General features: G+C 69.6%; 12 protein-coding genes. 11 read left to right on the top strand and 1 reads right to left on the bottom strand.

Translation table 11 applies throughout. The features are described from left to right. The first annotated feature begins 86 nt into the window (after positions 1–86). From BRW65_RS19380 to BRW65_RS19365, 4 genes are all read left to right on the top strand, one after another. Positions 87–863, top strand: a complete 777-nt coding sequence (locus BRW65_RS19380) for an SDR family oxidoreductase (RefSeq protein WP_073877422.1) — start codon at positions 87–89, stop codon at positions 861–863. Positions 864–865: 2 nt separating this feature from the next. Next, complete coding sequence (locus tag BRW65_RS19375; protein ID WP_073877420.1) at positions 866–2,059, top strand: acyl-CoA dehydrogenase family protein; 1,194 nt, start codon at positions 866–868, stop codon at positions 2,057–2,059. After that, positions 2,056–3,147 (top strand): acyl-CoA dehydrogenase family protein, encoded by a 1,092-nt coding sequence (locus tag BRW65_RS19370; RefSeq protein ID WP_073877418.1) that lies wholly within the window; start codon positions 2,056–2,058, stop codon positions 3,145–3,147. Before BRW65_RS19375 ends, BRW65_RS19370 begins: the two co-directional genes overlap by 4 nt. Before the next feature lie 198 nt (positions 3,148–3,345). Beyond that, positions 3,346–4,560, top strand: coding sequence for a glycosyltransferase (locus tag BRW65_RS19365; protein ID WP_073877416.1), 1,215 nt, complete (start codon positions 3,346–3,348; stop codon positions 4,558–4,560). Here BRW65_RS19365 and BRW65_RS19360 read toward each other — a convergent pair. Beyond that, positions 4,549–5,289: a dienelactone hydrolase family protein gene (locus BRW65_RS19360; protein WP_073877414.1), complete on the bottom strand. Its 741-nt coding sequence runs from the start codon at positions 5,287–5,289 to the stop codon at positions 4,549–4,551. The genes BRW65_RS19365 and BRW65_RS19360 overlap by 12 nt on opposite strands. 209 nt (positions 5,290–5,498) lie before the next feature. Between BRW65_RS19360 and BRW65_RS19355 the strand changes: the two genes are divergently transcribed. From BRW65_RS19355 to thyX, 7 genes are all read left to right on the top strand, one after another. Further along, positions 5,499–6,299, top strand: a complete 801-nt coding sequence (locus BRW65_RS19355; protein ID WP_073877412.1) for a thymidylate synthase — start codon at positions 5,499–5,501, stop codon at positions 6,297–6,299. Next, on the top strand, positions 6,296–6,793 hold the full coding sequence (locus BRW65_RS19350; RefSeq protein WP_073877410.1) for a dihydrofolate reductase: 498 nt from the start codon (positions 6,296–6,298) through the stop codon (positions 6,791–6,793). The genes BRW65_RS19355 and BRW65_RS19350 overlap by 4 nt, the downstream gene beginning before the upstream one ends. An 85-nt stretch (positions 6,794–6,878) precedes the next feature. Beyond that, positions 6,879–7,580, top strand: a complete 702-nt coding sequence (locus BRW65_RS19345) for a DivIVA domain-containing protein (protein ID WP_073877408.1) — start codon at positions 6,879–6,881, stop codon at positions 7,578–7,580. A 38-nt stretch (positions 7,581–7,618) separates the two neighbouring features. Continuing rightward, positions 7,619–8,872, top strand: a complete 1,254-nt coding sequence (locus tag BRW65_RS19340; protein ID WP_432206440.1) for a winged helix-turn-helix domain-containing protein — start codon at positions 7,619–7,621, stop codon at positions 8,870–8,872. Then, positions 8,872–10,242, top strand: a complete 1,371-nt coding sequence (locus tag BRW65_RS19335) for an N-6 DNA methylase (RefSeq protein ID WP_073877406.1) — start codon at positions 8,872–8,874, stop codon at positions 10,240–10,242. Before BRW65_RS19340 ends, BRW65_RS19335 begins: the two co-directional genes overlap by 1 nt. After that, entirely contained in the window at positions 10,239–11,300 is a 1,062-nt protein-coding gene (locus tag BRW65_RS19330; protein ID WP_073877403.1) for a restriction endonuclease subunit S, read from the top strand. The genes BRW65_RS19335 and BRW65_RS19330 overlap by 4 nt, the downstream gene beginning before the upstream one ends. A gap of 10 nt (positions 11,301–11,310) precedes the next feature. Next, positions 11,311–12,063: an FAD-dependent thymidylate synthase gene (gene thyX / locus BRW65_RS19325; protein WP_073877486.1), complete on the top strand. Its 753-nt coding sequence runs from the start codon at positions 11,311–11,313 to the stop codon at positions 12,061–12,063. Positions 12,064–12,083: the final 20 nt, after the last annotated feature.

Raw genomic sequence — 12,083 nt, 5'->3', positions numbered from 1 at the left:
GTCGCATACCACGCACGCACACGTGTAAAACATCCAAGTAGCGAGCGGCAAACCGTTGGCTCTCGCGGGACGGAAGGCGCACCACGATGACCTCACAGGACCTGACCGGCCGAACCGCGATCATCACCGGCGCCTCGCGCGGAATCGGGCTCGCGATCGCCCAGCAGCTCGCCGCCGCTGGAGCCAACGTGGTGCTCACCGCCCGCAAGCAGGAGGCCGCCGACCAGGCTGCCGCGCAGGTGGACGGCAACGCCCTCGGTGTCGGCGCGCACGCCGTCGACGAAGACGCCGCGCGGCGCTGCGTGGACTTCACGTGCGAGCGCTTCGGCAGCGTGGACATCCTGATCAACAACGCGGGCACCAACCCCGCATACGGTCCGCTGATCGACCAGGATCACGCCCGCTTCACCAAGATCTTCGACGTCAACCTCTGGGCGCCGCTGCTGTGGACCTCGCAGGTCGTCAGAGCCTGGATGGGCGAGCACGGCGGCGCGATCGTCAACACCGCTTCCATCGGCGGACTGCACCAATCGCCTGCCATGGGCATGTACAACGCCACCAAGGCCGCGCTGATCCACGTCACCAAGCAACTGGCGCTGGAACTTTCGCCCCGCATCCGCGTCAACGCCATCGCCCCGGGGGTGGTGCGCACCCGGCTCGCCGAGGCGTTGTGGAAGGACGACGAGGATTTGCTGGCGTCCTCGGTCGCGCTCGGACGCATCGGCGAGCCCGCCGACGTCGCCGGCGCCGTGGCCTTCCTGGTGTCGGATGCCGCGAGCTGGATCACCGGTGAAACGATGGTGATCGACGGTGGCCAGGTCCTGGGTGCCGCACAAGGCTTTCAGACCCGGTCGCAGGGTTAGCCATGACCACCGAAGATGTGGCGGTGGACCTGAAGGCGCGGGTGCATGCGCTGCTCGACGAGCACGATCCGGTCACCACCGACCCACCGGAATTCCTCGGCGCACAGTACGACGCGGGCCTGGCATGGGTGCACCTGCCGCAGGGCTTCGGCGGGCTGGGCCTGCCGCGCAAGGCCCAGGAACTCGTCGACGCCGAGCTCGCCGCCGCGGGTGCGCCGGTGGGCGGCACCGCCAAGAACTACATCGGCATGGGCATGGCGGCGCCGACGATCGCGGCGTTCGGGACCGACGAGCAGAAGCGAAAGTTCCTGCGCCCGTTGTTCACGGGCGAACAGATCTACTGCCAGTTGTTCAGCGAGCCCGGCGCCGGTTCGGACCTGGCGGGCGTGTCCACACGGGCGGTCCGCGACGGGGACGATTGGATTGTCAACGGGCAGAAGGTGTGGACGTCGCAGGCACAGCACGCGACCATGGCCATCCTGGTCGCGCGCACCGACCCGGCGGTGCCCAAACACGCCGGCCTGACGTACTTCCTGTGCGACATGACGCAACCCGGTGTCGAGATCCGCCCGCTGCGGCAGATCACCGGCGAGGCGGAATTCAACGAGGTGTTCCTCACCGACGTCCGGGTGCCCGACGCCAATCGGCTGGGTCCGGAGGGCGGCGGCTGGCGCGTCGCGACCACCACCCTCAACAACGAGCGAGTCGCCATCGGCACCCGCGCCGGAACGCCGCGGGAGGGCGGCCACATCGGCAAGGTCACCAACGCGTGGCGAACCGAGCCGGCGGTGCGCGAGCCCGCCATGCACGACGAGTTGATGCGGTTGTGGGTCGACGCGGAGGTTCTGCGGCTCGCAGGTGCACGACTGCGCCAGCAGGCGAGCGTGGGTCAACCCGGACCGGAGGGGGCGGGCATGAAGGTGGCCTTCGCCCGCCTGGCCCAGGCGATCTCGGGGTTCGAAATCGAACTGCACGGTGAAGCCGGGCTGCGCTACGACGACTGGACCATGCGCCGACCGGAAACGGTTGACCTGGTCGGTCGCGGGCCGGGATATCGCTACCTGCGGGCTCGCGGCAACTCCATCGAGGGCGGCACGTCGGAGGTGTTGCGCAACACCATCTCCGAGCGGATCCTCGGCCTGCCGGGCGAGCATCGCGTGGATAAGGACAGACCGTGGAAGGACCTGGACCGGTGACTGACCTGCTCTACTCCGATACCGAGGAGGCGTTGCGGGACAGCGTCCGTAGCCTGTTCGCCGACCGGTGCCCACCCGAATCGGTGACACGGGCCTATGGCCCTGAGCCGCAAGACTTTTCGCCCCTTTGGCGCACACTGGCCGCCGAGCTCGGGGTGGCCGGACTGCTGGTGCCCGAATCCCTCGGCGGGGCCGGCGCGTCTGCCCGGGAGGCCGCGGTCGTCATGGAGGAGATCGGCCGTGCCGTCGCGCCGGTACCGTTCTTGTCCAGCGCGGTGCTGGCCACCGTCGCCCTGTTGCGCGCCGGCGACACCGAGTCCGTGTCCGCGCTGGCGCGGGGCGAGCTGACCGCCGCGTTGGCGGTGCCGCTGTCCACCGCGCCAGGCGATTCGATCGGGCTGGTCACCAGCGGCGCCGACGGGCTGAGCGGATCCGTCACCAGCGTGGCCGGAGCCGCCGAGGCCGACGTGCTGGTGGTGCCGGTCGCCGGCCCGCACGGGGCCGAGCTGCACACCGTCTCGCGCACCGCGGCGGGGGTGGAGGTGTCGCCCCTGCTGGCGTTGGACATGACGAGACCCCTTGCCGACGTGAGCCTTTCGGCGGTGAACTCGTCACGCGTCGGGCCCGCGGACGGGCCGGTCGCCGAAGCGCTGCGGACGGGGGCGGCGCTACTGGCGTCCGAGCAACTCGGGGTCGCCCAGTGGTGCTTGCAGACCACGCTGGATTATGCCAAGCAGCGCAAGCAGTTTGGCCGCGCGATCGGTTCCTACCAGGCGATCAAGCACCGGCTGGCCGATCTGTGGTTCGAGGTCGGCGCGGCGACGGCGGCCGCGCGTTACGCCGCCGACACCTGCGCCCACGCCGACGAAGACGCGGCCGTCGCGGCGGCGCTGGCCCAGGCGTATTGCAGCGGCGTCGCCGTGCACGCGGCCGAGGAATGCGTCCAGCTGCACGGCGGCATCGGCATGACGTGGGAGTATCCCGCGCACCTGTACCTCAAGCGGGCCAAGAGCGATCAGTTGATCTTCGGCACCGCCTACCGTCACCGCGCCCGACTGGCGGAGTTGGTGGACCTGCCGCCGAACTAGTTGGGCTCGGATTGATTTTTTCCCCGCGAGCCCCCGGGGAACGGCGAAATTGGTTACTTCGCTGCCGCATTCGCGGCGGTACGGGCTCCTCGCGGGAAGATCGGGGCGCCCGGCGGACGGCCGTTTCGTGAGACAGTGTCGGTCCGCGGTGGCCGACGACGTGGCCGGCCGCGCCGTGCGGAGGTGATAAGCATCGGAATGCGGGTGTTGCTGTCCACTCACGATTCGCGCGGGGCGGTCGAACCGTTGGCGGCACTCGGAGTCCAGTTACGGGCCCTCGGCGCGGAAGTCCGGGTCTGCGCGCCGCCGGACCAGGAATTCGCGGACCTGCTCGCCGGAATCGACCTGCCGCTGAAGCCATTCGGCGATTCGTGGCGGGCGTGGGCGACCGGGCTCAGGCCGTCGGAGGCCGACCTGCGCCGGCACTTGGACGGGCTGGTCGCCGCGCAATTCGACACGGTGGCCGACGCGGCCGACGGTTGCGACCTGCTGCTGGCGACCGGCTTCCCCCCGGTGGCGGCCGGAGCGCGGTCGGTGGCCGAACGCCTGGACATCCCCTACGTCTACGTGAGCTACCAACCGACGATCCTGCCGTCGCCGCATCACCTGCCCCCGACCTACGCCGGCCAGGTGCCCCCGGGCCTGATCGACAACCGGGTGCTGTGGCAGATGGACGCGCAGCACATGCACACGCTGTTCGGCGCGACGCTCAACGATCACCGCGCGTCGTTTGGCCTGCCGCCGGTGGATGACATCCGCGACTATGCCCTGACCGAGCGGCCGTGGCTGGCGGCGGATCCGTCCCTGAGCCCGTGGCCGGAGGGCGGCGGTCTGGACGTGGTCCAGACGGGGGCGTGGCTGCTCTCCGATGAACGCCCCCTGCCGGCGGCCGTGGCGGCGTTCCTCGACGCCGGGCCGCCACCGGTGTACGTCGGCTTCGGCAGCATGCCCATGCGCGCCGCCAACGACCTGTCCCGCGCGGTCGTCGACGCCGTCCGTGCCCTCGGCCAGCGGGCGATCCTCTACCGGGGCTGGTCAGGCCTGAGCCCGATAGACGACCGGGACGACTGCCTGACCGTCGGTGAGCTCAACCACCGGGCGCTGTTCCCCCGGGTTGCGGCCGTCGTGCACCATGGCGGCGCGGGCACCACGACCACCGCCGCGCTGGCCGGCGCGCCGCAGGTGTTGGTGCCGCAGGGGGCCGACCAGCCGTACTGGGCCGGCCGGGTGGCGGAGCTGGGCATCGGCATCGCGCACGGCGGCCCGGCACCGACCGTCGGGTCGCTGACCGCCGCCCTGAAGGCCGTCCTGACTCCGGAGACCCGTGCGCGGGCGAGCGCCGCGGCCGCCACGATCCGCACCGACGGGGCGCTGGTCGCCGCGTCGTTGCTGCTAGATGGGTTAACGCGGTAGCGCCGAAGCGAAGACCTCGGTCATGGCCTGCCAGTGGCGCTCGGCCGCGGCCGGGTCGTAGGGTGCGTTGTCCGGCACCGCGAATCCGTGTGCGGCCGGATACCACTCGATGGTGTGCTCCACGCCGGCCGCGGTGAGCGCCTTGTCCAGCTGTTCGGCGTCCTCACGCGTGAAGGAGGCGTCGTCCTTGGCGCCGCCCACATACACCGTCGCGCTCATCCGGTCGGCCAGCAGGTGGGGGCTGTCCGCGGCGTCGGTCACCAGGCCGCCGCCGTGGAACGACGCCGCGGCGGCAACGCGCTCCGGGACCCGGCCGGCGACGATCAGGGAGGCCCGCCCGCCCATGCAGTAGCCGCACACGCCGAAGCGCTCCCCGGACACCTCGGGCCGGGCCACCAGGTAGTCGAAGAACGCGGTGGCGTCGGCGGCGATCTTGTCCGGGGTGAGGCTGCCGATCATGCCGAACAGCCGCCTGCGCTCTCGCTCGTCGCCGAACACGGTGGCCATGTCGAACGGGGCCCAGTCGCCGCTGCGGTAATACACGTCGGGGAGCAGCACCGCGTAACCGAAGCCGGCCAGTTTGGCGGCCATCTGGTCGAAGGTGTCACGCACCCCGCCGGCATCGCAGTACATGACGACCCCCGGCCAGGGGCCCGGACCGTCGGGGGTGAACAGGCCGACGGGACAAGTGCCGTCGGCGGTGGTGACGCTGTCAGTGGTTTTCGGCATGGCATTCGTTTTACTCCCGGCGTCTGGACGGGATTTTTTGGCGTCGACCCGCCGCGCCCGGCTTCGCCGCGCTTGCGATCGCCGCGGGATTTTTTGGCGTCGACCCGCCGCGCCCGGCTTCGCCGCGCTTGCGATCGCCGCGGGATTTTTTGGCGTCGACCCGCCGCGCCCGGCTTCGCCGCGCTTGCGATCGCCGCTAAGCTTTCCGCGTGCCGATCCCGACGCCCTACGAAGACCTCTTGCGCCTGGTGCTCGAGCAGGGCACGGCCAAATCGGACCGCACCGGCACCGGGACCCGCAGCCTGTTCGGCCAGCAGTTGCGCTACGACCTGTCGGCCGGCTTCCCGCTGCTGACCACCAAGAAGGTGCATCTCAAGTCGGTCGTCTACGAGTTGCTGTGGTTCTTGCGCGGCGATTCCAACGTCGCATGGCTGCACGAGCATGGCGTCACCATCTGGGACGAGTGGGCAAGCGACACAGGCGATCTCGGTCCGATATACGGCGTGCAGTGGCGATCGTGGCCCACGCCGTCCGGCGAGCACGTCGACCAGATCAGCGCGGCGCTTCAGTTGCTGCGCACCGACCCGAACTCGCGGCGGATCATCGTATCGGCCTGGAACGTCGGGCAGATCCCGCAGATGGCGCTGCCGCCGTGTCACGCCTTCTTCCAGTTCTACGTGGCCGACGGTCGGCTGAGTTGCCAGTTGTATCAGCGCAGCGCCGACCTGTTTCTCGGGGTGCCGTTCAACATCGCCAGCTACGCGCTGCTCACCCACATGATGGCCGCCCAGGCCGGCCTGTCGGTCGGTGAGTTCGTCTGGACGGGCGGCGACTGCCACATCTACGACAACCACGTCGAGCAGGTGCGAACCCAGCTCGGCCGCGAGCCGCGCCCCTACCCGGAATTGGTACTGGCGCAGCGTGATTCGATCTTCGACTACACCTACGAGGACGTGGTCGTGAAGAACTACGACCCACATCCGGCAATCAAAGCCCCCGTCGCGGTATGACGGAGCTGGGGCTGATCTGGGCTCAGTCGACATCCGGCATCATCGGTCGCGGCGGTGACATCCCCTGGCGGGTGCCCGAGGACTTGATCCGGTTCAAAGAGCTGACCATCGGGCATACCGTGGTGATGGGCCGGCGCACATGGGAGTCGTTGCCGACCAAGGTCCGGCCGCTGCCGGGCCGCAACAATGTCGTACTCTCGCGACGGAGCGACTTCGTGGCCGAGGGGGCGCAGGTAGTCGGGTCGCTCGAGGCGGCTCTCGCCGGATGCGAGGGCGAGCCGCAGGCCTGGGTGATCGGCGGCGAGCAGGTCTATCTGCTCGCGTTGCCAGACGCCAACCGGTGCGAGGTCACCGAGGTCGAAGTCGACCTGCGGCGCGACGACGACGACGCGCTGGCGCCGATGCTCGACGACACCTGGCTGGGTCAGACGGGGGAGTGGCAGGTCAGCCGCACGGGGCTGCGGTACCGGCTGCACAGCTACCGTCGGGCATGAGCCTGGTGTCCGCGACCGTGACATACTCGGACGCGGGGGTCGGTCTGACCAGGTCACCACGCGTTGCCAGAAGGGGGAATTGGCAGTGATAACCGAACCCACGAAAGCGTTCACCCGCATCTTCAGGGGTTACGACCCGTCCGCGGTCGACGCGCACATCGAGATGTTGACCACCAAGCAGCAGTTGTTGCTCGACGACGTCGAGAACCTGAGAAGCCGGCTGAAGGCGGCCGGCGACGAAACGGCAGCGCTGCGTAAGGAGGTCGCCCTCCTCACCGACACCTCACCGTCGCCCCACGCGGTGCAGCGCCGGATGGCCCAGATGCTGCGCCGCGCGGTCGACGAGGTTGCCGAGATGCAGGCCGAGGCGCGCAGCGAAGCGGACGCGATGATCGCAGCGACCGAGGCTGAGGTCCAGGCCGCGCAGCGAAAGCACGAAGAGGAGTTGGCGGAGATGGCCGATCAACGAAAAGCCATGGAAACCGATTACGAAGAAGCCAAGAAGCAGCTCGAGGCCGAATTGGCCGAGATGCGCGCCGAAACGGAAGCCGCGATCGACAAGGCCTGGCGAGACGCCCAGCGGGAGGCCGACCACTATCGCGAGCAGGCCCAGCGCGCGGCGGACGAGGCGATCCGGCAACGGATCAACGTCCTCGAGCAGCTGATGGGCGTATTCCGCGACCTCGAAGCGGTTCCGGCCGCCCTCGAGTCGGCCTACCAGGAGCAGAAGAGCGCCCCGGAACCCAGTGTCGTCGTGCCGCTGGACGGAAAAGTCAGCACGGGTTAGCCCGCCTCGAACGAGCGGCGTCGCGTCAACGCGGGGCGTTGTCGCACCCGGCCGGTATTCTCGGCGCCGTGTCGATCTCGACCCGCAGGCTGTCGGCCGCGCAAGCCCGTCGAATCGCCGTTGCGGCCCAAGGTTTTACCGAGCCGCGGCCCGCCGGTCCGATCACTCGCGCCAACTTGAGGCGCTTGATATCTAGAATCCAAGTGCTGCAACTTGATTCGGTGTCGGTCGCGGTGCGCGCCCACTATGCGCCGGTGTTCAGCCGGCTCGGGCCCTACGACCGCGACGTGCTGGATCGCGCGGCGTGGGGCCCGCGCTCGGCGCGGCTGCTGGCCGAATACTGGGCGCACGAGGCCGCGCTGGTGGCCGTCGACGACTGGCCGCTGTTGCGCTGGCGAATGCGCCAGTACCGCCACGGTCGCTGGGGCACCCACATCGTCAAGGCCAACCCCCACCTCGCCGAGGACATCGTCGCCGCGGTCGCCGAACTCGGTCCCAGCACCGCCGGGCAGATCGAGGCGCACCTCGCCTCGAAATATGCCGCGCCGCGGCGCAAGAAGGGCACCTGGTGGAACCGCAGCGACGCCAAGTGGGTCGCCGAGGCGCTGTTCGCCGCCGGTGTGCTTACCACGGCCACGCGGGTGGGCTTCGCCCGCCACTATGACCTGGTCGAACGCGTGCTGCCGGCGGGCGTGCTGGCGCGGGAGGTCGACGATGAGGAGGCCCTCCGGGAACTCACGCTGCGGGCCGCCACCGCGCTCGGCGTGGGCACCGAGGCCGACATCCGCGACTACTTCCGGCTGTCGGCGCAGCAGGTCAAGCCCGCCGTCGCCGCCCTGCTGACCGCGGGGGAGATCGAGCGGGTCGAGGTCGACGGCTGGCCCGCGCCGGCCTACCTGCGCGCCGGTCGGACGGTGCCGCGCGCCGACCGCGGCACGGCGCTGTTGTGTCCGTTCGACCCGCTGATCTTCTTCCGGCCCCGCGTCGAGCGGCTCTTCGGGTTTCATTACCGCATCGAGATCTACACGCCGGCCGCCAAGCGCCAATACGGCTACTACGTGTGGCCGCTCCTGATGGATGGGCGACTGGTCGCGCGGGTGGACCTCAAGGCCGACCGGGCCGCCGACACGCTGCGCGTCATGGGCGCCTTCGGTGAACCCGGCGCCCCGCGGCCCCGCGTCGTCGAGGCGCTGGCCGGTGAACTGCGGTCCATGGCGTCGTGGCTGGGCCTGAGCGGATTCAGCGTCGCGACCCGGGGGGACCTGGCCGCCGACCTGCGGGCGGTCAGCTGATGCGGGCGACGGACAGACAGCTCAAAGACACGCTCTGGAGCGCGGCCAACAAGCTGCGCGGCTCCCTGTCGGCCAGCCAGTACAAGGACGTCATCCTCGGGCTGGTCTACCTCAAGCACGCCGCCGCCACGCAGTGGAAGTCGTTGGCGGACAACGCGGAATCGCCGAACATCGGCCGGCTCGTCGATGACGCGATGGAGGTCGCGGCGCTGCCGCGGCTCTACGAGAACCTCGACCGGCGCCGGCTCGGCGAGCTGTTGCGCTTGCTCGACGGCGCGCGGTTCGGCGAGCCGGGCCGCGGGCGGGACCTGCTGGGCGAAGTGTACGAGTACTTCCTGGGCAATTTCGCGCGCGCCGAGGGGCGGCGGGGCGGCGAATTCTTCACCCCGCCCAGCGTGGTCCGGGTTCTCGTCGAGGTGCTGGAACCGTCGAGCGGGCGGGTGTATGACCCATGCTGCGGATCCGGCGGCATGTTCGTGCAGACCGAGCGATTCATCGCCGAGCATGACGGTGACCCCGAACGGGTCACGATCTGCGGACAGGAAAGCGTCGAGCAGACCTGGCGAATGGCGAAGATGAACCTCGCCGTGCACGGCATCGACAGCACCGGCCTGGGCGCGCGGTGCGCCGACACGTTCGTCGACGACCTGCACGCCGGCGTGCAGATGGACTACGTGATGGCCAATCCGCCCTTCAACATCAGGGATTGGGTCCGCGACGAGCACGACCCACGCTGGCGGTTCGGCGTCCCGCCCGCCGGCAACGCCAACTACGCCTGGATCCAGCACATCCTGTCCAAACTGGCACCCGGCGGAAAGGCCGGCGTGGTCATGGCCAACGGCTCGATGTCGTCGAACACGTTGGGGGAGGGCGCTATTCGTGCCCGAATCGTCGATGCCGACCTGGTGTCGTGCATGGTTGCCCTGCCCGCGCAGCTGTTCCGCAGCACCTCGATTCCGGTGTGCCTGTGGTTCTTCGACACCGACAAGGGCGAGCGGTCCGGCCAGGTGTTGTTCATCGACGCGCGCGGGTTCGGCCATCTGGTGGAGCGCTCCGAAAGGGCGCTGACGGACCAAGAGATCGTCCGCATCGGCGATACCTACCGCGCGTGGCGTGGGTCGGAATCCGCCGCGAAAGCCATTATTTATCAAGATATTCCGGGATTCTGCGCCTCCGCGTCGCTCAACGACATCGCGGCGGCCGGCTACTCGCTCACGCCGGGTCGCTACGTCGGTGCGCCCGTCGCCGAGGACGACGCTGAGCCGGTCGAGCAGCGGATCGAGCGGCTGACCGCTGATCTGCTGACGGCGCTCAACGAGTCTGCGCGCCTGGAAGGCGTTGTGCGCCAACAGCTGGAACGCCTGCGATGAACACCACGCTGGGGGACCACCTGGACTTCGGTAGCGGCAGCAGGGCGCCGCGAGGAGCGCCGGGGGGACGCATTCGCGTCTACGGCGCCAATGGGGCCATCGGTTATGCCGCCGAGCACAACGCGGCCGGGCCGCTGATCGTCCTCGGGCGCGTCGGGTCGCAGTGCGGCAGTCTGCGGTACTGCGACTCCGACGCGTGGGTCACCGAGAACGCACTGGTATGCCGGGCGAAGGACCCACGCGAGACGCGGTACTGGTACTACGCGTTGCACACCTGCCGGCTGGGCGATCACCGCTCCGGGTCGGGACAGTCGCTGCTGAGCCAACGAATACTGCGCGACGTCGCGGTGCACAGCGTGGCGGCGCCCCAGCGCAGGGCGATCGCCGAGCTGCTCGGCGCCCTCGACGACAAGATCTCCGCCAACCACCGGGTGATCGAGGCCGCCGAGAACCTGATCGTGGCCATCGGCGGGTCGGTCCGCCAGCGCGTGCCGGTGTCCAGCCTGGCGAGCCGGTCGACGGCGTTCCTCGAGGTGGCCGAATTCGACGAGGTGGTCGCGCACTTCAGCCTTCCGGCCTTCGACGACGGGGCGGACCCGGGCCTGGTGAGTGCCGAGTCTCTCAGGAGCGGCAAGTTCCTGTTGTCCGGGCCATGCGTGTTGTTCGCGAAGCTCAACCCGAGGATCCCGCGAATCTGGAACGTGCCCAGGCTGCCGTCGCGAATGGCCCTGGCCAGCAGCGAGTTCGTCGTCCTGGTGCCGACGGGCGTGGACGCGTCCGCCCTGTGGTCGGCCGTGCGGCAACCGGAGGTTTCCGAATGGCTGCAGCGTCGGGTCGCCGGAACGTCGGGGAGTCATCAGCGGATCCAACCGCGCGATCTGCTGGAGGCGCGGGTCCCCGACGTCCGGCGGCTGCCCGCCGCGAAGAAGCAGACCGTCACCGGCCTGGGCGCGCTGTGCCATGCGCGCCGCGCCGAAAGCGCGCGGCTGTCCGCGTTGCGCGACGCGCTGCTGCCGCTGCTGATATCGGGTGAACTCCCGATTCGGTCACCACGTTAAGGTGAGCGCCGTGGCCGAGACCGCGCCGCTACGCGTGCAACTGATCGCCAAGACCGAGTTCCTGGCACCGCCGGACGTGCCGTGGACCACCGACACCGACGGCGGGCCGGCGCTGGTCGAATTCGCCGGCCGCGCCTGCTATCAGAGCTGGTCGAAGCCCAATCCCAAGACCGCGACCAACGCCGGCTACATCAAGCACATCATCGACGTGGGGCATTTCTCCGTGCTCGAGCACGCGAACGTGTCGTTCTACATCACCGGCGTCTCCCGGTCCCTCACGCACGAGCTGATCCGGCACCGGCATTTCTCCTTCTCGCAGCTGTCGCAGCGCTACGTGCCGGAGGGGGACTCGCACGTCGTGGTGCCCCCTGGAATGGAGGACGACCCCGAACTGCGGCGCATCCTGACCGAGGCCGCCGACGCCAGCCGGGCCACCTACGCCGAGCTGCTGGCCAAGCTGGAGGCCAAGTTCGCCGACCAGCCCAACGCCGTTTTGCGGCGCAAGCAGGCGCGGCAGGCCGCTCGGGCCGTGCTGCCGAACGCGACCGAAACCCGCATCGTCGTGACCGGTAACTACCGGGCGTGGCGTCACTTCATCGCCATGCGCGCCAGCGAGCACGCCGACGTGGAAATCCGGCGGCTGGCGATCGAGTGCCTGCGCCAGCTCGCCGACGCCGCGCCCGCGGTGTTCGCCGACTTCGAGATCTCGACCCTGGCCGACGGGACCGAGGTGGCCACCAGCCCGCTGGCGACCGAAGCCTGAGATTTCCGACCGTCAACGCA

This window comes from Mycobacterium paraffinicum, from assembly GCF_001907675.1.
Classification (GTDB): Bacteria; Actinomycetota; Actinomycetes; order Mycobacteriales; family Mycobacteriaceae; genus Mycobacterium; species Mycobacterium paraffinicum_A.
This window is presented reverse-complemented; position numbering and strand designations above follow the sequence as displayed.

What these genes read in the sequence shown, in the direction of transcription:
- BRW65_RS19335 (WP_073877406.1), top strand. Translation starts at nt 8,872, where the DNA reads ATGCGGGCGACGGACAGACAGCTCAAAGACACGCTCTGGAGCGCGGCC.
- BRW65_RS19365 (WP_073877416.1), top strand. Translation starts at nt 3,346, where the DNA reads ATGCGGGTGTTGCTGTCCACTCACGATTCGCGCGGGGCGGTCGAACCG.
- BRW65_RS19375 (WP_073877420.1), top strand. Translation starts at nt 866, where the DNA reads ATGACCACCGAAGATGTGGCGGTGGACCTGAAGGCGCGGGTGCATGCG.
- BRW65_RS19360 (WP_073877414.1), bottom strand. Translation starts at nt 5,289, where the DNA reads ATGCCGAAAACCACTGACAGCGTCACCACCGCCGACGGCACTTGTCCC.
- BRW65_RS19380 (WP_073877422.1), top strand. Translation starts at nt 87, where the DNA reads ATGACCTCACAGGACCTGACCGGCCGAACCGCGATCATCACCGGCGCC.
- BRW65_RS19350 (WP_073877410.1), top strand. Translation starts at nt 6,296, where the DNA reads ATGACGGAGCTGGGGCTGATCTGGGCTCAGTCGACATCCGGCATCATC.
- BRW65_RS19330 (WP_073877403.1), top strand. Translation starts at nt 10,239, where the DNA reads ATGAACACCACGCTGGGGGACCACCTGGACTTCGGTAGCGGCAGCAGG.